This window comes from Pseudomonas sp. Pseusp10 (assembly GCF_059492225.1).
The window spans coordinates 2,771,637-2,792,565 of record NZ_CP168528.1 but is presented as its reverse complement, the minus strand read 5'-3'; the positions used below and the strand labels follow the sequence as shown (position 1 = coordinate 2,792,565).

Here is a 20,929-nt window from a genome sequence, read left to right as displayed (position 1 = left end):
TGACAGTGAACAATAGTGAACAACACTCTACGGACTGTTCACGGCCCTTGTAGGAGCGAGCTTGCTCGCGATGGACGTTAACGTTGACGAGGGCAGCCTGAATAAACGCGGCGCTCTCACGTGCATCGCGAGCAAGCTCGCTCCTACCGGGATCGGCACTACCCCATAACAACAATAAAAGCCTGTTCAGAGATCGACTGCCATGGCCGCACCCGCATTGCCGCTGTCCCACGACGCCATCATCCAGGACTCCTGGTCCCGTTGCCGCGCGTTCGGCCTCAGTCATCAGAGCACGCCGGCATTCGACCAATTGCCGGCCGCGGGCATCGCGCAATTGCTGGAGAGCCAGCATTCACTGGTGCAAACCACCCATCAGGAGGTGCTGCCCTACTACGAGAACATCCTGAGCAATTCCAATTGCCTGATCATGCTCGCCGACCATCAGGGCCAGGTGCTCACGTCATGGGGCACTCAGCGCTTTATCGAACCCAAACTGGCCCGGGGTTTCAGCGCCGGCGCCAGCTGGATGGAACGTTGCACCGGCACCAACGCCATCGGCACCGCCCTGGCTTGCGAGCAAGCGGTGCACATCGAGCACGACGAGCATTTCCTCAAGGCCAACCGCTTCATGACCGGTTCCGCCGCGCCGATTTTCGATGCCGAGCGCAAGGTGATCGCGGTGCTGGACGTTTCAAGTGACAGTTACCTCCCGCCATCCCACACCCTGGGCATGGTCAAGATGATGAGCCAGACCGTGGAAAACCGGCTGATCCTCAATCTGTTCCATGGTCAGCATTTCCAACTCACGTTCAACACCGGGCTGAACAACCTCGACAGCCAATGGGCCGGTCTGCTGATATTCGATGAAACCGGTCAGGTGCTGTCGGCCAATCGGCGGGCCGACAATCTACTGGGCATCAGCCTGTCGCGGGTCAGTGTCGAGAGCCTGTTCAAGGTCTCGCTGCTGGAATTGCTCAATCAGCCCGAAGGCCTGCCCTTTGCCCTGCAAACCTCCGGGCGCAACCGCTTCCAGTGCCTGTTGAAGCGGCCGAAACAGGCATCCATTCAACCCCGAGTGTTCACCGAGCCGGTTGTAGCTACACCCGCGGCCATCAGCCTCAACTCCCTGCATTTCGGCGACAGTCGCGTGGAAAAAGCCGTGCGCCAGGCCGAGCGATTGCTGGAAAAAGACATTCCACTGCTGATCCACGGTGAAACCGGGGTCGGCAAGGAAGTGTTCGTCAAAGCCCTGCATCAGGCCAGTTCGCGCAGCAAACAAGCGTTCATCGCCGTCAACTGTGCAGCGATTCCTGCCGAACTGGTGGAGTCTGAGTTGTTCGGTTATGAGAAAGGCGCGTTCACCGGCGCCAACCAGAAAGGCAGCATCGGGCTGATCCGCAAGGCGGACAAAGGCACGCTGTTCCTCGATGAAATTGGCGACATGCCACTGCCAACACAGGCTCGACTGTTGCGGGTGTTGCAGGAGCGTTGCGTTCAGCCAGTGGGCAGCAGCGAGTTGTTCCCTGTGGACCTGCGCATCATTTCAGCGACCAATCGCTCGCTACGGGAACAAGTACAACTGGGGCGGTTCCGTGAAGACCTGTATTACCGCATCGGCGGCCTGACCCTGGAGTTGCCGCCCCTGCGCGAACGCAGCGATAAGGATGCACTGTTCAAACGCCTGTGGGAGCAGCACCGCGAACCATCGCAATGGGCCGGTTTGAGCCAGGAAGTGATGGCGTTGTTCGGCCGCCACCCGTGGCCGGGCAACTTGCGCCAGGTCAGCAGCGTGATTCAGGTGGCCCTGGCCATGGCCGAGGAACAGCCGGTGCGACCCGAGCATTTGCCGGATGATTTTTTTGTTGATCTGGAAATGGAACCGGTGGAGACGCCGGAACCATTGGCCGTTGACCTCAACGATGTCGAGGACTTGAACCGACAGTTGCAGGCGGTCGGGGGGAATATTTCGTACCTGGCGCGGCGGTTGGGGGTTAGTCGCAATACCCTGTACAAGCGGTTGCGTCAGGCTGAATGACAAGTTGGCCGAATGGGCCTCTTCGCGAGCAAGCCCGCTCCCACATTGAATTTGCGTCGTACTCAAACTCAAACACACCAAAGATCAACTGTGGGAGCGGGCTTGCCCGCGAAGGCGTCAGTCCTGTCGCCAAAGAACGAACAGCCAACCCCGAAAAACAAAAACCCGCACAAGGCGGGTTTTGTTTTTTAGCCAATACAGCCGCTGTCAGTCAGCCAGACGCCAGGTCGTGCCGCCCTTGCCGTCTTCCAGCACCACGCCCATGGCGGTGAGCTGGTCGCGGATGCGGTCGGATTCGGCCCAGTCCTTGCCGGCACGTGCCGCCAGGCGAGCTGCAATCAGCGCCTCGACTTCAGCTGCATCCACGCGCCCTTCGGCACCGGCCTGCAGGAAGTCATCGGCTTCGAGCTGCAACACACCCAGCACGCTGGCCAGTTCTTTCAAACGGGCTGCCAGACCGGCCGCTGCATCGAGATCGCTCTCGCGCAGGCGGTTGATCTCGCGGACCATCTCGAACAGCACCGCGCAGGCTTCCGGCGTGCCGAAGTCGTCGTTCATCACCTGGGTGAAACGCTCGACGAAGGCTTCGCCGCCCGCCGGCGCCACGTTCGGCAGGCCTTTCAACGCGTGGTAGAAACGCTCCAGTGCGCCTTTGGCGTCCTTGAGGTTGTCTTCCGAGTAGTTGATGGCGCTGCGGTAGTGGCTCGACACCAGCAGGTAACGCACGACTTCCGGGTGGTACTTGTCGAGCACGTCGCGAATGGTGAAGAAGTTGTTCAAGGACTTGGACATCTTCTCGCCATTGATACGGATCATGCCGCAATGCATCCACGCGTTGGCGTAGGTCTTGCCGGTGGCCGCTTCGCTCTGGGCGATTTCGTTTTCGTGGTGCGGGAACTCAAGATCGCTGCCACCGCCATGAATGTCGAAGGTTTCGCCCAGGCAGCAGGTCGACATCACCGAGCATTCGATGTGCCAGCCCGGACGCCCGGCGCCCCACGGCGATTCCCAGCTCGGCTCGCCCGGCTTGGTGGCTTTCCACAGCACGAAGTCCAGCGGGTCCTGCTTGGACTCGTCGACTTCGATGCGCGCGCCGATGCGCAAGTCTTCGATCTTCTTGCGCGACAGCTTGCCGTAGCCCATGAACTTGGCGACGCGGTAGTACACGTCGCCATTGCCCGGGGCGTAGGCATAACCCTTGTCGATCAGGGTCTGGATCATGCTCAGCATGCCCGGGATGTGATCGGTGGCACGCGGCTCCATGTCCGGCTTGAGGATATTGAGGCGTGCCTCGTCCTCATGCATGGCGGTGATCATACGCTCGGTCAATGCGTCGAACGGCTCGCCGTTCTCCCGGGCCCGATTGATGATCTTGTCTTCAATGTCGGTGATGTTGCGCACATAAGTCAGGTTGTAGCCACTGAAGCGCAACCAGCGGGTCACCAGGTCGAACGCGACCATGCTGCGGCCGTGGCCAATGTGGCAGTAGTCGTACACGGTCATGCCGCACACGTACATGCGCACATTGTTGCCATCGAGCGGCTTGAAGACTTCTTTGCTCTTGGTGAGCGTGTTGTAGATCGTCAGCACTTTAATTTCCTTGACGCTGAATCACTGGCCCCACGAATCACGCAGGGTCACGGTACGGTTGAATACCGGCTGACCTGGTTTCGAGTCCTTGAGATCCGCAACGAAGTAACCTTCGCGCTCAAACTGGAAACGGTCTTCCGGCTGTGCATTGCCAAGCGAAGGCTCAGCACGACAACCAGTGAGTACCTGCAGCGAGTCAGGGTTGATGTTGTCCAGGAAACTGGCGCTGTCTTCGGCCTTCTCCGGGTTCGGAGAACGGAACAGACGATCGTACAGGCGCACTTCGCACTCGACGCTGGCAGCGGCCGGCACCCAGTGGATCACGCCTTTGACCTTGCGGCCTTCCGGGTTCTTGCCCAGGGTGTCCGGATCGTACGAGCAGCGCAGTTCGATGATGTTGCCATCGGCGTCCTTGATCGCTTCGTCGGCGCGGATCACGTAGCTGCCACGCAGACGCACTTCACCGGCCGGCTCCAGGCGCTTGTAGCCCTTTGGCGGCTCTTCCATGAAGTCTTCACGGTCGATGTAGATTTCTCGGGCGAACGGCAAAGCGCGCACGCCCATGTCTTCCTTCGGATGACGCGGCAGTTCGAGGTTCTCGACCTGGCCTTCCGGGTAGTTGGTGATCACGACTTTCAGCGGACGCAGCACGCACATGGCACGCGGGGCACTCTGGTCGAGGTCGTCGCGGATGCTGAATTCGAGCATGCCGAAATCGACCACGCCGTCGGAACGGTTGGTGCCGATCATTTCGCAGAAGTTGCGGATCGATTTCGGCGTGTAGCCACGGCGGCGGAAACCCGACAGCGTGGACATGCGCGGGTCATCCCAACCGTTGACGTGGCCCTCGTCCACAAGCTGCTTGAGCTTGCGCTTGCTGGTGATGGTGTAGTTCAGGTTCAGACGGCTGAACTCGTACTGACGCGGGTGCGCCGGAACCGGCAGGTTGTCGAGGAACCAGTCGTACAGCGGACGGTGGCTTTCGAACTCCAGGGTGCAGATCGAATGGGTGATGCCTTCGATGGCGTCCGACTGACCGTGGGTGAAGTCGTAGTTCGGGTAGATGCACCACTTGTCGCCGGTCTGGTGGTGGTGAGCGTGACGGATGCGATACATGATCGGATCGCGCAGGTTCATGTTCGGCGAGGCCATGTCGATCTTGGCCCGCAGCACCCGTGCGCCGTCCTTGAACTCGCCGGCTTTCATGCGCGCGAACAGGTCCAGGTTCTCTTCGACGCTGCGGTCGCGGAACGGGCTGTTCTTGCCCGGTTCGGTCAAGGTGCCACGGTATTCCTTGGCCTGCTCGGGGGTCAGGTCATCGACGTAGGCCTTGCCGGACTTGATCAGTTCAACGGCCCAGTCGTGCAACTGGTCGAAATACTGCGAGGCGTAGCACACTTCACCGGACCACTCGAAGCCCAGCCATTTGACGTCGCTTTCGATCGCGTCGATGTATTCCTGGTCTTCCTTGGCCGGGTTGGTGTCGTCGAAACGCAGGTGCGTGACGCCGCCGAACTCCTGGGCCAGGCCGAAGTTCACGCAGATCGACTTGGCGTGACCGATGTGCAGGTAGCCGTTGGGTTCAGGCGGGAAACGGGTGACGATTTGCGTGTGCTTGCCCGAGTCCAGGTCTGCCTGGATGATCGGCCGCAGGAAGTTGACCGGCACGGCAGGGCCGGTCTTGGCATTCGAGGTAGGGTCGACAGTGGGCTTGCTCATAGGATCCTTGAACGTACAAGTGCGTGGCCGTAATGAAGGCCGGACAAAACAAAGCCGCTATCATAGCCGATGCCGTCAAGTACCTGACAGAGCGCACCCTGTAAACCGTCGTATTTAATAGGCTGCAAATGAAAAAACAGCCTCGAAATTCGCGTCTGGCACGCTAAACTGCGCACCTTGGCCGAGACAGGCTGAACCGGTTGCGGGATGGAATGTCCCAAAACCACGAATTCCTTCATTGAGTAACGATCATGACCCAAGTCAAACTGACTACCAACTTCGGCGACATCGTCCTCGAACTGAACGCCGACAAAGCCCCGATCACCGTGGCCAACTTCGTTGAGTACGTTAAAGCCGGTCACTACGAAAACACTGTTTTCCACCGCGTCATCGGTAACTTCATGATCCAGGGCGGCGGTTTCGAGCCAGGCATGAAAGAAAAGAAAGACAAGCGTCCAAGCATCCAGAACGAAGCTGACAACGGTCTTTCCAACGACAAGTACACCGTCGCCATGGCCCGCACCATGGAGCCGCATTCGGCTTCCGCACAGTTCTTCATCAACGTGGCGGATAACAGCTTCCTGAACCACAGCGGCAAGAACGTACAAGGCTGGGGCTATGCGGTATTCGGTAAAGTGACCGCAGGCACCGACGTTGTCGATAAGATCAAAGGCGTGGCCACCACTTCCAAGGCCGGCCACCAGGACGTACCGGCAGACGACGTGATCATCGAGAAAGCCGAGATCATTGAGTGATATTGCTGATTTCAGACTTGCATCTGGAAGAGGAGCGCCCGGACATCACCCGGGCGTTTCTGGATTTGCTCGCCGGACGCGCCCGCTCGGCGAGTGCGTTGTACATTCTGGGCGACTTCTTCGAGGTGTGGATTGGCGACGACGCCATGACGCCCTTCCAGCGTTCCATCTGCCAGGCCCTGCGCGACCTCAGCGACAGCGGCACGGCCATTTTCCTGATGCACGGCAATCGCGACTTCATGCTCGGCCAGGCCTTTTGCAAACAGGCCGGCTGCACCTTGCTTAAAGACCCGAGTGTCGTGCAACTCAACGGCGAGCCGGTGCTGCTGATGCACGGCGACAGCCTCTGCACCCGCGACGAAGGCTATATGAAGCTGCGCCGCTACCTGCGCAACCCGATCACCCTGTTCATCCTGCGCAACCTGCCCTTGCGCACCCGGCACAAGCTGGCACGCAAACTGCGCAGTGAAAGCCGCGCCCAGGTGCGGATGAAGGCCAATGAAATAGTCGACGTCACGCCCGAAGAGATTCCGCGGATCATGCAGGAGTACGGCGTGAAGACCTTGATTCACGGGCATACCCATCGTCCCGCGATTCACAAGTTGCAGCTTGGCGAGCAAGCAGCCCGGCGCATTGTGCTGGGGGACTGGGATCGTCAAGGGTGGGCATTGCAGGTGGATGAGCAAGGGTTTGCGCTGGCGCCCTTTGATTTCACTCCGCCACCGCAACTCGCCGCACCCGCGAACTGAAGGCTGTAGGAGATCCCTGTGGGAGCGAGCTTGCTCGCGATAGCGGATTAACATTCAACATCTCTGTTGACTGATCCACCGCCATCGCGAGCAAGCTCGCTCCCACAGGAGTTCCACCGTGATTGTCAGTGTCCCGCAGAGGCCGCAGGCCCGGCCTTCGCCGTAAACGGCGGCTTGGCCAGCCACACAATCAGGATCAGCCCCATGAACATCCAGCCCAGCAAGGTGAAGTAATCCACCGTGGACATGATGTACGCCTGGCTGATCACCATTTGATCCAGCTGCGTGTAGGCCTTGGCCCCTGCCCCGCCCAGCTGGGTAATCGCCTCGCGGGTCGCCGGATCGAACCGGGTGATGCTTTCGGTCAGGTACGCGTGATGCTGATCGGCCCGACGAATCCAGATCCAGGTCGTCAGTGACGCCGCAAAACTGCCGCCCAAGGTCCGCAGAAACGTGGCCAGCCCCGAACCGTCTGCGATCTGGCTCGGCGGCAGATCCGAGAGCAGGATGGTCAGGGTCGGCATGAAGAACAGCGCCACGCCGATCCCCATGAACAACTGCACCATCGCGATGTGCTGGAAGTCCACTTCATTGGTGAACCCGGCGCGCATGAAACAGCTCAGGCCGATGGCCAGGAATGCCCCGCCCGCCAGCACCCGCATGTCGAATCGCGGTGCGTACTTGCCGACGAACGGTGACAACAACACCGGCAGGATCCCCAGCGGTGCCACGGCAAAACCGGCCCAGGTCGCGGTGTAGCCCAAGCGCGTCTGCAGCCACTGTGGCAGGATCAGGTTGATCCCGAAGAACCCGGCATACCCCAGAATCAGCACGATGGTGCCGTAGCGAAAGTTGCGATGGGCAAACAGGCGCAGGTTGACCACCGGGTGCTCGTCGGTCATTTCCCAGATGATGAAAAAGGCCAGGGCTACCACCGAAATCACGCTGCCAATCACGATGAAGCTCGATTCAAACCAGTCGGCATCGTTGCCCTTATCGAGCACGATCTGCAGGGCCCCGACGCCGATGATCAGCGCGATCAACCCGACGTAATCCATCGGTTGGCGGCTGGTGACCACCGGGCGTTTTTTCATCTGCTGGGTCACCACCCATGCCGCGAACAAGCCAATCGGCACGTTGATGAAGAAAATCCACGGCCAGCTGTAGCTGTCGGTGATCCAGCCGCCGAGGATCGGCCCGGCAATCGGCGCGACCACCGTGACCATCGCCAGCAACGCCAGTGCCATCCCCCGCTTCGCCGGGGGGTAAACCGCAATCAGCAGGGTCTGGGTCATCGGGTACAACGGCCCCGCCACCACGCCTTGCAAGACCCGAAAGCCCACCAGCTCCGGCATGGACGTCGAAATACCGCACAAAAACGAGGCCAGCACGAACAGCAGCGTGGCCCAGACAAACAGCTTCACCTCGCCAAATCGGCGACTGAGCCAACCGGTCAGCGGCAAAGCGATGGCGTTGCTCACCGCGAACGAGGTGATCACCCAGGTGCCCTGTTCCGAACTCACGCCCAGGTTGCCGGAAATCGTCGGCAACGCCACGTTGGCGATGGTGGTGTCGAGCACTTGCATGAAGGTCGCCAGCGACAGGCCGATGGTGCTCAGTAACAGGCTTGGCGGTGTGAAAGACGCGTTATTGCTCATCGCGAATCCTTTGAAACTGGTCTGGCGCTGCGCCTCACAGACGCAGCTATCCCGGTGGGAGCGAGCTTGCTCGCGAAGGGGCCGTGGCAGTCGACATCATCATTGAATGACCCACCGCATTCGCGAGCAAGCTCGCTCCCACAGGGTCGGTGTGATCGCGGATTGGCGAATCAGCGGTTCGCGGTCTTGCTGACCGCTGCGCTGTTGTCGTGGATCAACTGAGTGATCATCGCGTCGGCCTCGGCCAACTGACGGTCGTAGACGTTGGTGCTGAACGAAGCCTTCTGCGGCGGCTGTTGCGCCAGCACCGGCCCGCTCTGGTCGCGCAGGTTCACATCAACCATGGTCGACAGGCCGACCCGCAACGGGTGTTTGGCCAGTTCTTCGGCGTTGACGTGGATCCGCACCGGCACGCGCTGCACGATCTTGATCCAGTTGCCGGTGGCGTTCTGCGCCGGCAACAAGGCAAAGGCGCTGCCGGTGCCGGCGCCAAGGCTGTCGATGGTGCCGCTGTATTTAACGTCGCTGCCGTAGAGGTCGGTTTCGATCTCGACCGGTTGGCCAATGCGCATGTCACGCAGCTGGGTTTCCTTGAAGTTGGCATCGATCCACAGCTGATCCAGCGGAATCACCGCCATCAGCGCAGTACCCGGCTGCACACGCTGACCCAGCTGTACAGAACGCTTGGCCACGTAACCGGTAACCGGTGCAATCAGCACGCTGCGCGAGTTGTTCAAGTAGGCCTGACGCAGTTGCGCAGCGGCGGCCATCACGTCCGGGTGCGATGAAACCACGGTGTCATCGACCAGCGCGCTGGTGGTTTTGAGTTTTTGTTCGGCGTTGGCCAAAGCGTTTTGCGCCGAGGTCAGGTCGTCGCGGGCGTGGGACAGTTCTTCCTGGGAAATCGCCCCGCCAGCGGCGAGATTCTTGCGCCGGCTGAAGTTGTCCTGGGCTTTTTGCACTTCGGCTTTCTGGGCGTTGACCTGGGCTTTCATGCCATCCACATCGCTGTACAAGCCGCGCACCTGACGCACGGTACGCGCCAGATTGGCCTGGGCATTTTGCAGACCGATTTCGGCGTCATTCGGGTCGAAGTTCACCAATACCTGGCCTTCATGCACCAGATCGCCATCGTCGGCGCCGATGCTGACCACGGTCCCCGTGACCAGCGGCGTGATTTCCACCACGTTGCCGTTCACATAGGCGTCGTCGGTGCTTTCGCTCCAGCGCCCGTAAAACTCGTGGTAGGCCCAGACGCCCGCGCCGCTCAGCACGACGGCGGCAGCCAGGACCAGCAACATGAACTTGCGCTTGCCCGAATTGGGGTTGCCTTGAGTGTTTTCAGGAGGTTGAGTTGTATCGGCAGTGGCCATGACAGGTACCTTGAATTAGTGGGTCAGCGTGGCTGGCGTGGCGTTGGCCGAGGCGATGGCCTCAGGCTGGAAACCGCCGCCCAGCGCCTGCATCAGCTGGATCGACAGGTCGATCTGCTCGGCATTCAGGTTGGCCAGCTGACGCTGGGCCTGGAGCAATTGCTGCTCGATGCTGAGCACGTCCAGGTAGTTGCCGATGCCGGAACCGTAACGCTGGACCACGGTGTTGTAGGAATCCTGGGCGATGTCGGTGGCGTGCTGCTGGGCAGCGATCTGCCGGCCGATATCGCGTAACTGGTTGATGCTGTCGCTGACGTCACCCAGCGCCTTCACCAGGCTTTTGTTGTACTGCGCCACCGCGAGGTCGTAGTCGGCGTCGCGCGAATCGAGGTCGGCGCGCAGGCGGCCACCGTCGAAAATCGGCACAGAGATCGTCGGTGCAATGTTGAAGAAGCGGCTGGCCGAACCAAACATCGCATCGCCCAACAAGGATTCGGCACCGGCAGCGGCGCTGAGGTTCAAGTTGGGATAGAACCGGGTCTTGCCGGCGTCGATACTTTTGCTCGCCGCCTCGACCCGCCAGCGCGCGGCCACCAGGTCCGGGCGACGCCCGAGCAGTTCGGCCGGCAACACCGAAGGTAGCGCTACCGCGCTCGGCTGAAGAATGTTCGGGCGGGCAATTTCATTGCCGCGGTCCGGGCCTTTGCCGAGCAGTACCGCGAGGGTGATTTTCGCGCTGTTCAGGCGCTTTTGCGCATCGATCAGGTTGGCTTGGGAAGTGGCTTCCAGGCTTTCGGTCTGCTGGAACTGGTACTGGCTGTCGATCCCGGCAGTCAGGCGCCGCTGGCTCAGGTCGAGCATTTGTCGGGTGCGCTTGAGGTCTTCACTGGACAGGTCATAGACGATATGCGCCTGCCCCAGATCGCTGTAGGCACGGGCGACGTCGGCGGCCAATGTCAGCTGCGCAGCCTGCTGGTCGACTTCGGCAGCACGGGCCTGGCCGAGGGCGGCTTCCCAGGCATCGCGCTGGCCGCCCCACAGGTCGAAGTTGTAGTTGAAACTGGTGCTGATGTTGCGAACGGTGGCGTAAGCATCGCCCTGCCCGCGCGGGTCCTGGTCCCGGGCCAGGCGCGAGCGGCTGACACCGGCGCTGGCATCCAGGGTCGGCATCCGCGCGGCGTCCGCAGCGTAAGCGGCTGCGCTGGCCTGATGGGCACGGGCGTCGGCGATTTGCATGTCCGGGCTATCGCGCAAGGCCTCGCGGATCAGACCGTCGAGTTGCGGGTCGCCGAGGCTTTTCCACCAGTCGCTTTTCGGCCAGGCGGCCGGCGACAACGTCACGCTGCCGAGGGATTGCCCGGCCTTGAGGTTTTTCGCGTCGAGGCTGACACCTTCGGCTTTCAGGCCGCTGTAGCTGGCGCAACCGGCCAGACTCATGGCCAACAACACCAGGCTCAGACCGGTACGCAAGGGTTTACTGCTCATTTGTCACCTACCCGCAGCAGGGTGATCGAGTCACCGGCTGCTACCAGAATTTTCTTCAGAATCATCTCCAGGGTTTTCAGCTCATCTGGAGTGATGGCACCGGCCAGTTCATTCATGGCTTCGGCACCGATGTGCGGCAACAGCCCGGCAAGCTTCTGCCCTTCTTCCGTGAGTACCAGCTGCACCTGGCGGCGATCCGCCTCGGAGCGCTGGCGGGCGAGGAAACCTTTCTGTTCCAGGCGATCGAGCATTCGGGTCATCGAACCGCTGTCCAGGGACAGGTGGCGGCACAGTTCGCCCGGCGAGTCGACGCCGTACTGGGCCATGATGATCAACACCTTGAACTGCGCGGCGGTGATGCCGTGGGGTTCCATGTGGGTGTCGATGATCCGGTCCTTGAGCAGCGCGGCACGCCCGAGCAACAGGCCGAGATGGCAATTGTGGAAATCGTCTGGAGAGAAATGTTTCATCTGACTACCAATTAGCTGCCTAGGCAGTGAATGTATGTCGAGATGTTACTGCCTAGGCAGCGAATGTCAACGTAATAGTTAGCATGCTTGGTAAATAGTTGATAAATGGTGTCGGGATTTGTGCTGCCCACACGGACGCCATCGCGAGCAAGCTCGCTCCCACAAGGATCGCATTGGACCTTGTGGGAGCGAGCTTGCTCGCGATGGGGGCAACTCGGTTTTAAAGAAAACGCAGGCCTAGAAATCCCGCTTATAGAAGATGTCCAACGAACTGGCCACGCCGCCAGCGGCTTCGAGGTAGACCTTTTTGCTCAGCTTGTAGCGCAGGGCAATGGTGTTGGCCGGTTCGAACACGCCAACGCCATAGCGCAGGCTGAGTTTCTCGGAGAGATTGCCGCTGGCCACCACACTGGTGGCAGTCCCGCTGCCCTGGGTGTCGAGCTGGAAGTCCTGGATGCCCAGGTTCTTGGCCAGACCGCTGGTGACCCCGGAGCTGCCCATCAAGCCCAGACCGAGGGCCGCCTGGGCGAGCATGTTGTTGTCTTCGCCATTGCTGCTCAGCGGACGCCCGAGCACCAGATAGGACAGGGCCTGCTCCTGGCTCATGGCCGGTTCGGAGAAAATCTGCGTGGTCGGCTGCTCGGCGCTGCCACTCAGGCGGATGCCGGCGATGATGTCGTCGGTCTTGCGAATGGCTTCGATGTCCAGGTACGGCTGATCGATGGGGCCGGCAAACAGCAAGCGAGCCCGGCGCACCGAAAGCCGCTGGCCGTAGGCGCGATAACGCCCGTCGTTGAGCCACAGTTCACCACGGGTGTCCATGTTGTCGCCGATGTGCACATGCCCCTGCACATTCGCGGTCAGGCCGAAGCCTGCGAAGCTCAGCTTGTCCTCGCCGACCACCACTTCGATGTCCATCCTCATCGCCAGCGGCGGCTTGCCCTCCTCGGTCTGCTGACCGACGATCACCGTGTCATCGGAGACCTTGACCGTCGACGGCGGCAACTCGCGAATGGTGATTTCGCCCTTGGGCACCAGCACTTTACCGGCGATGGCCAACTCGTCGCCCTGCACCGAGATCTTCAGGTCCGGTGCCACTTCAAGCTTGGCGTAAGGCTCGACGGTGACCGGCAACTGCGAGCCTTTGAGCGCCAGGTCCACCACCAGCGCCTGGCCCCAGGCGATGTTGCCGTTCAAGCTGCCCTGCCCGGCCTTGCCGCTATTCCAGCCGCCGTTCAGTTGTACGCTTTCACCGGCGATGAGCGCTTGAAGGTGCAGGTTTTGCAGCTCCATCGGCAATTCCGGCCCGGAGATCACGCCATCGCTGAGTTGCAGACTGCCATTGACCTGCGGCGCCAATAGCCCGCCGGAAATCGTGCCGCTGCCATTCAAGCGCCCGGCCAGCTTCTCGACCATCGGTACAAATGGCCGCGCCACCGACAGATCCAGCCCGCTCAAACGGAACGAGCCGCTCAACGGTTTGTTCTTCGGCAAGGGATTGAGCTGCGCCTGAACCATCAGTTCGCCGAGTTTGCCACCGACGAAGTTGAGTTCGGTGTCGATGCGTTTGGGCGTGAGTTTGCTGGTGAGTTTCAGGGTCTGGTACGGGAAATCCAGCCACTGGTCCTTTTCCTTGATGCGCAACGTGCCGCCGCCGGCATCGACGCTGATCTGGCCGTTCGGGCCATTGGCCGGCAGGTCCAGTTGCAGGTCGGCATTGAGCCGGCCCTGCCAGGCGAAATCCTTCGGCAACCACTGGGCGAGGCTGTCGATCGGGAATTGCTTGAGGTGATAACGCAGCTTCGGCTCGGGCATCAGGCGCGAGTCCTCACCGCACAGGCTGGCCTCGCCGGAGGCCCAGCAGTGGGCGCCGAAGTTGATTTTGCCGTCGGCCAGGCGTTCGAGTTTCGCCGGCCCTTGCAGCTTCCAGTCCTGGCCACCGGCCTGGATATCACCGCTGGCCAGGCGCCCACGCCAATTGCCTTTGTCCAGCGCACCGTCCAGGCCAAGCGCCAGTTTCAGCTTCGGTCCTTGCAGGTCGAGGCTCAGTTTCTGGTTTTTTATGTCGCCCTGGCCACTGGCGGTCAGCGCGCCCAGTGAAGTGTCGCCCGCCCGGATGCCGCTGCCCTTGAGGTCGATTTTCGCCCGTTGCGCACTGTCCAGAGTGGCGTCCAGGTTCAGGCTTTGCAGGCGATTGTCCTGGAAGGCCAGTTGCGAGCCTTGCAGGTCAAGCTTGCCTTGCGGTGCCTTGAGCGTGCCGGCGACATCCACGCGGCCATTGAGCTGACCGCGCAGTTGTGGCCAGAGTTGGGCCAGGCTCGGCAGCTTGAGATCGATCTGCCCAACGAGTTTCTGTTGCAGGCTACCTTTGCCGCTGATGCTGTTGTCGCCCAGGCGAACTTGCAGGGCGTTGAGGTTCCATTGCTCACCACGCCCATCGGCCTTGGCCTGGATCACCGCCGGTTGACCGCGCAGCTTGCCTTTGAGGTCCAGGTCGGCATTGAGGCTGAGCGTTTCATTCTTCATTTCGCCCTGGCTGCGCAACGGCCCGGCCAGCGTGCCCGGCAGCTCCGCGACCCAGTACGCCGGGTTGATCGCCGACAGGTCCAGCGCGGTGTCCCAGGCAATGCCGTCGGCGAATTGCAGGTTCAGGTGCCCTTCGGCCTTGCCTTGCCCGGCCTGGAGTTGAATCTGTTGCAGGTAGATTTTCGTCAGGTCGCCCGCGAACGGGCTGACCAGGGTGAAGGCCCCGGCCGGACCATCCAGTGCGGCGTCGAAATGACCGAGGTACTTGCCGTCGGTATAGGACACCTCACCGTTGAAGCGGCGCAACGCCACTTCCGGCTCGTCGATCAATGGATAGAGGCGGTGCCAGGGGAAATCCAGCCAGTCGATTTTCGCCTCGGCGCTCAGGCCTTTGCTCCAGTCCACCTGCCCGGTGAGCTTGAGGCTTTGCTGGTCGTTGGCGGTCAAGTCCAGTGCGGCGATCTGCGCACCCTTGGCATCGACCTTGCCTTGCAGCGCCAGTGCGACCGGCCCTTGTTCTGCGGGCAACGTGGCTTTGCCTTGTAGCGCATAGCCGTTTTTCAGGTCACCCGTACCGGTGAGTTCCAGTTGATTGAGTTGCAGGGTGTCCGGCATATCGGCACCGGGTTTGAAGCCGTCGGCGGTGATCCGCAGCTTGGCCGGCAGGTTTTCCACCAGCGGTTGCAGTTCGCCGGTCAGTTGCCCGTTGAGGTAGCCGCTGCTGTCGGCCTTCAGATTCAGGGTTTTCAGCAGGTCGCCGTCGATCTTCATCGCCAGCGCCAAGGGTTCAGGCGTCGATAATAGAGTCAGCTTACCTTCGGCGTTGAGCGGCCAATTACCGCTTGGTTGCAACAGGCCGGACAGGTTCAGGCTCAGGTCATCGCGCTGTAACGATATCGCGTCGATTTTCAAACCGGCCGCCGTCCAGTGCGCCGCCAATTGCAGCCCCTTGAGTTCTTCGCTGCCGTTGAACAGCAGGCGGCCGACCTTGATTTCTCCCAGCTCGATGGCCAACGGTAGCTTGAGCTCCGGGAGCGTGATCGGGCCGCTGTCTGGTTCTTCGGCACCCGGCGGGAACGTCAGGCTGACCTGATCGGCCTGCAATTGCTCGATGCACAAGGTCATGCGGGTCAGGCACATCGGCGACCAGGCAAAAATCACCTTGTTCAGTTCAACCCGGCTGGTGTCCTGCTGCCACAGCACCCGGTCGGCACTCCACTGCCCGCCCAGCCGGCCCTGGAAGTTTTCCAGGGTCAACCCCGGCACAAACCCCAATGCCCAGCGGCTGCCCGTCGCCGTGCCCAACACTGTGGCCAGCGTCAGGATAACCAGCATCAACAGCGCCAGAATCGCCAACAGCGTTACTTTCAAACCACGCTTCACAGCTCGGGCCCCATGGAAAAGTGCAGTCGAATGCCGCCATCGTCGTCCAGCGCATGGGCCAGATCGAGGCGGATCGGCCCCACCGGCGACACCCAGCGCACGCCGATACCGACCCCGGTCTTGAGGTTCGGCAGTTCGAGTGTATTGAAAGAGTTGCCCTGATCGACAAAGGTCGCGACCCGCCATTTTTCGGCGATCGAATATTGGTACTCGGCGCTGGCGGCGACCATGTAGCGCCCACCGATGCGGTCACCGTCGGAATTTTCCGGGGACAGGCTCTGATAGTCGTAACCGCGCACGCTCTGATCGCCACCGGCGAAGAAGCGCAACGATGGCGGCACCGATTTGAAGCCGTTGGTGGCACTGCCGCCGACCTGCACGCGCCCGAGAAAGCGGTGGTTGTCGAACACTGTGGTCAGGCCTTTGACCAATGCCGTGCCGTAGAGCAGGTTGCTATCGGAACCCAAACCTTCCTTGGCCACTTTGGATTCGAATTGCAGCCGATAGCCGTTATGCGGGTCGATGCGGTTGTCACTTTTCAGGTACGAGTAGTTCACACCGGGCATCAGCAGATTACTGAGTCCCGAGTCGTCGCCGAGCTGATAATCCTCGCGCTGCCACTTGAGCGACACCACCCGCTGCCAGCCGCTGGGCAACTTGCTGTGCCATTCGGGGCCGAGGGTCAGCAACTTGCTGTGGGTGTCGGTGCCGGCGATGTCTTCATTCTGATAGCCGCCGGCAAAACGCAGTTTGTCAGTCAGCGGTGGGTCCAGCGGAATATCGTAGAACAGCCCGACGTTTTGCCGAGGCGCCGAGACTTCGGTCTCCCAGCCGTAACTGTGCCCCTGCGCGTTGACCCAGTGCCGGGTCCAGTTGGCCTTGGCCCGTGGGCCGACGTCGGTGGAGAAACCCAGGCCCAGGCCCATGGTCCGCGGCTTGCGGGTCTCGAGTTTGACGTCCACCGGGATCGCATCGTCCCTGGATGCCGTCGGCGCCGCGTCCACCCGCACACCTTCGAAGTAGCCGCTCGATTGCAGGTTCTGATTGAGTTCGGCGATCAGTTCCGAGTCATATGGCGCACCGGCCTTGAACGGCACCATGCGTTGCAGCAGCTCATCGTCGAACGGCGTGTCGCCCTCGAAACTGACTTTGCCCAAGGTGTAACGCGGACCACTTTCATAGATCAGTTCGATATCGGCGACGCCGGCACGCGGGTCGACCGACAATTTTGAACGAGTGAAGTGGCCGCTGAAAAAGCCATAACGCGAAGCCTGATTCTGGATCAGGCGCTTCGCATCCTCGTAATGCCCATGATTGAGCACCGCGCCGGGCTTGAGCGCGTCGCTTTTGGGAACTCGAAAGGATTTGAGGGAGGCTGCCGGGCCGTCGACACGCACCGTGACGTTGCGCAAATGCACCGGCTCACCGGGGTCGACCGTCAGCACCAGGCGCGGGTCCTTGCCCCCCTTCACCTCACTGTCGATGTGCGGCTGGTAATAACCCAAGGCCTGGGCGGCCTTGCGCGCCTGTTCTTCGGCGCCACGGCTGAAGCGCAGCAAGGCCTGCTCGTCACGATCGCCGAGGCTGCCGATATAGCCTTCTATATTGGCCTTCAGCTCATCATTGGACGGTTTGATCCGTACATCCAATTCACTTTGTGCCAGCGCTGCGCAGCTGGTCATCAGCATCAGCGCACCGCTGGTAATTCTTCCTGGAAACTTCATAGGCGCGGATGCTATCACGAGCTTGAGAGCGTGATAGAGCCTGGCACGCAAGGAAAGTTCGCCATTCAGGCCGATGCGGTGTGCAACACCTGGGGATTGGGGTGAAAAAACACGTGCTCGCGAATCGGTCCTACGGCAACTTCACCGATTTCCTCATAGCCCTGACGCTTATAGAACTCCAGATAGCGAGGATTCCCGGTATCGAGGATCACACCCTGTGAGTTTTCATCCACGGCGCACCAGTTGTGCACGGCTTGCAACAGTTGTTCGCCGAAATGTTTGCCCTGGAACTGCGGATGAACCCCCAGCAACGGCAGGACGTGCACCGAGTCGTTCGGCACGCAGGCCTCCACGGCAGCGTGATATTCAAGGTAGCGCCGGGTGCAGCGAAATCCCGTACTGAGCACCATGCGCAGGCGCCAGGCCCAACTTTCGGTGACGCCAAGACGACGTTGCGGCGGCGCGATCAGGGCGATGCCGATCAGGCGATCGTTGACCAGCAGGCCGATGGCAGGCAGGTCCTGGAGAAAATGCTGGGTCACCAGTTCGCGCACAGTGGCGCGAACCCGTTGTTCGTAACCGGGACGCTCGGCTTCGAACAAATAGCCGAAGGTCGGCTCGTGTCGATAAGCCTGATACAGCAGGGAGCGCGCCTCACGGGCGTAGCCGCTGTCGAGCATGTGAATATCGGCGATGGCGGTCGAGGTTTCGGGCATGACGGTTGATCTCCCCGGCACAGCTCGGGTGGCTGCGCTCTTGTTGTTGCGAGCTGATCGGTGCTGACACAGTTCCTTACAGATTCGCAATCAGTGTAGGCAATGAAATCGCCTTCGCGAGCAAGCTCGCTCCCACAGGTTATGCGCCTGCCTTTGCTTTTGTGGGAGCGAGCTTGCTCCGGGCGGCGTTCCGACGATGAGGCCATCACTGCCCACACAAGACTGCCTGGCAAAACCGAATCATCTCACCCCACACTGGCCCGATTCCCACATGTCAGCTAGCATCGCCCTTTTGCCAGGACTGCCGACCATGAAGATCGTCTCCTTCAACATCAACGGGCTGCGCGCCCGTCCCCATCAGCTGGCGGCGCTGATCGAAAAGCACCAACCCGATGTGATCGGCTTGCAGGAAACCAAGGTCCATGACGACCAGTTTCCCCTCGATGAAGTCAGAGCACTGGGCTACCACGTGTATTTTCACGGGCAAAAAGGCCACTACGGCGTCGCCCTGCTCTCGCGCCAGGAGCCGCTGGCCCTGCATAAAGGTTTCGCCACCGACGACGAAGATGCCCAGCGACGATTCATCTGGGGCACCTTCGCCGACGGTAACGGCGTGCCGGTGACCATCATGAACGGCTATTTCCCCCAGGGCGAAAACCGCGACCACCCGACCAAATTCCCGGCCAAGGAACGCTTCTACAGCGATTTGCAGCAACTGCTGGAAAGCCAGTTCAAGAGCGACCAGCCACTGGTGGTGATGGGCGATGTGAACATTTCCCCCGAAGACTGCGATATCGGCATCGGTCCGGACAACATGAAGCGCTGGCTGAAAACCGGCAAATGCAGCTTCCTGCCGGAAGAACGCGAGTGGATGGCCCGCTTGAAGAACTGGGGCCTGGTGGACAGTTTCCGTCACCTGAACCCGGACGTGACCGACACCTTCAGCTGGTTCGACTACCGCAGTCGTGGTTTCGAAGACGAACCCAAACGTGGCCTGCGCATCGACCTGATCCTCGCCTCCCACGGCTTGCTGCCGCGGGTGAAGGCCGCGGGGGTGGACTACGAACTGCGCGGCATGGAAAAACCTTCGGACCATGCGCCGATCTGGCTTGAGTTGAGCTGATCCCTCCCGGCCACCTCAATACCCTGTGGGAGCGAGCTTGCTCCGGGCGGCGTTCCGACGATTGCGGCATAACATTCAACATGATGTTGATTGACCCACCGCCATCGCGAGCAAGCTCGCTCCTACAAGTGTCATTTTTCGGAAACCTTACTGACTTAATCTCCCGACACCTCCTTTGGCTATGTAAGGTGCCGGCATGATGCTGCGCGTGCTGTTCCTGTTGATGCTGTGCATGGGCTTGCCGCAGGTGGCTTCGGCCGGTGGATTACCGACACCCGAACACGGCCCGGTGCTGCGCATTCAGGGTTCCAACACCATCGGCGCGGCATTGGGGCCGGCGCTGGTCGAGGGCCTGCTGAGCGAACAGGGCCTGCGCAAGATTCACCGCGAAACACCGGACACCGCCAACGAACTGCGCATTGTCGGCGAAACCGTTCAGGGCCGTAGGGTCGTGGTGGAGGTGACAGCCCATGGTTCCAGCACCGGTTTCAATGCGCTCAAAGCCGCCAGCGCCGATCTTGCCGCCTCATCGCGCCCGATCAAGGACAGCGAACTGGCCAACCTCCAATCCCTCGGTGACCTGAAAAGCCCAGGCGCCGAACAGGTCATTGCCATCGATGGCCTGGCGATCATCCTTCATCCGGACAATCCGCTGAACCAACTCGACACCGTGCAACTGGCGCGCATCTTCAGTGGCGAGGTGAAAAACTGGGAAGACGTCGGTGGCCGCGGCGGGCCGATTCATCTGTATGCGCGGGATGATCAGTCCGGGACCTACGATACTTTCAAGGAACTGGTCCTCAGTGGCCGAGGGAAAACCCTCGGCAGCGCGGCGAAACGCTTCGAGTCAAGTGAACAACTGTCCGATGCGGTCAGCGCAGACCCGCAAGGCGTCGGTTTTATCGGTTTGCCCTACGTGCGCCAGGCCAAGGCCGTGGCCATTGTCGACGGTCAATCGCAAGCCATGCTGCCGCTCAACAGCCTGATTGCCACGGAAGACTATCCGCTGTCCCGTCGATTGTTCTTCTACCTGCCACCCAACGGAAAAAATCCCTGGGCCGATGCGCTGGTAGCCTTTGCCCAAAGCAACAACGGTCAGGCCATTGTGGCCGCCAACGGTTTTATTGCCCAAACCGTCCAGGCCATGGCCGTTACCCCCAATGCGTTGATGCCCGAGGGTTATCAGGCGCTGAGTCGACATGCTCAACGGCTGTCGGTGAACTTCCGCTTCGAGGAAGGCAGCGCCAGCCTGGACAACAAGGCCCGACAAGACCTGTGGCGGGTGCTCGACTATATAAAGCAGCACGGTAAAACCGAAGGACAGGTCACGCTGGTGGGGTTTGGCGACGACAAGAGCGACCCGGCGCGCGCCGATCTGTTGTCGAAACTGCGGGCCATGGCGGTGCGGCGGGAGCTGGTGAAGAGCGGCGTAGTGTTTCGCGAAATTCGCGGATTCGGCGCCGAAATGCCGGTGGCGGCCAATAGCGCCGATGAAGGGCGGATCAAGAATCGGCGGGTTGAGGTTTGGGTGTATTGAGTCTGAAGTTGACAGGTTGAATCGGCTGATGCCATCGCGAGCAAGCTCGCTCCCACAGGGATCACACTGAGCCTGTGGGAGCGGCG

14 protein-coding genes are annotated in these 20,929 nt (G+C 60.9%); 5 read left to right on the top strand and 9 right to left on the bottom strand.

Annotation, left to right across the window (positions count from 1 at the left end; all coding sequences use genetic code 11):
- Positions 1–202: 202 nt before the first annotated feature.
- Positions 203–2,035 carry a sigma-54-dependent Fis family transcriptional regulator gene (locus tag ACEN8Z_RS12545; protein WP_495597852.1) on the top strand — a complete coding sequence of 611 codons (1,833 nt, stop codon included), beginning with the start codon at positions 203–205 and terminating at the stop codon, positions 2,033–2,035.
- 207 nt (positions 2,036–2,242) lie between these two features.
- Here the strand turns inward: ACEN8Z_RS12545 and cysS are convergent, their stop codons facing one another.
- On the bottom strand, positions 2,243–3,625 hold the full coding sequence (cysS, locus tag ACEN8Z_RS12540; RefSeq protein WP_310060017.1) for a cysteine--tRNA ligase: 1,383 nt from the start codon (positions 3,623–3,625) through the stop codon (positions 2,243–2,245).
- A 21-nt stretch (positions 3,626–3,646) separates the two neighbouring features.
- The gene (locus ACEN8Z_RS12535) at positions 3,647–5,344 is read right to left on the bottom strand and encodes a glutamine--tRNA ligase/YqeY domain fusion protein (RefSeq protein ID WP_495597851.1); all 1,698 of its coding nucleotides are present in this window, start codon (positions 5,342–5,344) and stop codon (positions 3,647–3,649) included.
- Positions 5,345–5,595: 251 nt separating this feature from the next.
- On the opposite strand from ACEN8Z_RS12535, the gene ACEN8Z_RS12530 reads away from it, so the two are divergent.
- Positions 5,596–6,099: a peptidylprolyl isomerase gene (locus tag ACEN8Z_RS12530; protein ID WP_008001184.1), complete on the top strand. Its 504-nt coding sequence runs from the start codon at positions 5,596–5,598 to the stop codon at positions 6,097–6,099.
- Positions 6,096–6,848, top strand: a complete 753-nt coding sequence (gene lpxH / locus ACEN8Z_RS12525; protein ID WP_008001186.1) for a UDP-2,3-diacylglucosamine diphosphatase — start codon at positions 6,096–6,098, stop codon at positions 6,846–6,848. The genes ACEN8Z_RS12530 and lpxH overlap by 4 nt, the downstream gene beginning before the upstream one ends.
- 125 nt (positions 6,849–6,973) lie before the next feature.
- On the opposite strand, the gene ACEN8Z_RS12520 is transcribed toward lpxH, so the two are convergent.
- From ACEN8Z_RS12520 to ACEN8Z_RS12490, 7 genes are all read right to left on the bottom strand, one after another.
- Positions 6,974–8,506, bottom strand: a complete 1,533-nt coding sequence (locus ACEN8Z_RS12520; protein ID WP_495597850.1) for a DHA2 family efflux MFS transporter permease subunit — start codon at positions 8,504–8,506, stop codon at positions 6,974–6,976.
- A 170-nt stretch (positions 8,507–8,676) separates the two neighbouring features.
- On the bottom strand, positions 8,677–9,879 hold the full coding sequence (locus ACEN8Z_RS12515) for an HlyD family secretion protein (RefSeq protein WP_495597849.1): 1,203 nt from the start codon (positions 9,877–9,879) through the stop codon (positions 8,677–8,679).
- 15 nt (positions 9,880–9,894) lie between these two features.
- Positions 9,895–11,364 (bottom strand): efflux transporter outer membrane subunit, encoded by a 1,470-nt coding sequence (locus ACEN8Z_RS12510; protein WP_495597848.1) that lies wholly within the window; start codon positions 11,362–11,364, stop codon positions 9,895–9,897.
- Positions 11,361–11,834, bottom strand: a complete 474-nt coding sequence (locus ACEN8Z_RS12505) for a MarR family winged helix-turn-helix transcriptional regulator (RefSeq protein WP_007999548.1) — start codon at positions 11,832–11,834, stop codon at positions 11,361–11,363. The genes ACEN8Z_RS12510 and ACEN8Z_RS12505 overlap by 4 nt, the downstream gene beginning before the upstream one ends.
- A 237-nt stretch (positions 11,835–12,071) precedes the next feature.
- Positions 12,072–15,743, bottom strand: a complete 3,672-nt coding sequence (locus ACEN8Z_RS12500; RefSeq protein WP_495597847.1) for a translocation/assembly module TamB domain-containing protein — start codon at positions 15,741–15,743, stop codon at positions 12,072–12,074.
- Positions 15,740–17,467, bottom strand: coding sequence for an autotransporter assembly complex protein TamA (locus ACEN8Z_RS12495; protein ID WP_495597846.1), 1,728 nt, complete (start codon positions 17,465–17,467; stop codon positions 15,740–15,742). Before ACEN8Z_RS12495 ends, ACEN8Z_RS12500 begins: the two co-directional genes overlap by 4 nt.
- Positions 17,468–17,532: 65 nt before the next feature.
- Positions 17,533–18,183, bottom strand: coding sequence for a GNAT family N-acetyltransferase (locus ACEN8Z_RS12490; protein ID WP_150758938.1), 651 nt, complete (start codon positions 18,181–18,183; stop codon positions 17,533–17,535).
- Between the two features lie 310 nt (positions 18,184–18,493).
- Between ACEN8Z_RS12490 and xthA the strand changes: the two genes are divergently transcribed.
- Both xthA and ACEN8Z_RS12480 read left to right on the top strand, forming a co-directional pair.
- Positions 18,494–19,306 (top strand): exodeoxyribonuclease III, encoded by an 813-nt coding sequence (gene xthA, locus ACEN8Z_RS12485; protein ID WP_495597845.1) that lies wholly within the window; start codon positions 18,494–18,496, stop codon positions 19,304–19,306.
- Between the two features lie 196 nt (positions 19,307–19,502).
- Entirely contained in the window at positions 19,503–20,843 is a 1,341-nt protein-coding gene (locus ACEN8Z_RS12480; RefSeq protein ID WP_495597844.1) for a phosphate ABC transporter substrate-binding/OmpA family protein, read from the top strand.
- The last annotated feature ends 86 nt before the right edge of the window (positions 20,844–20,929 follow it).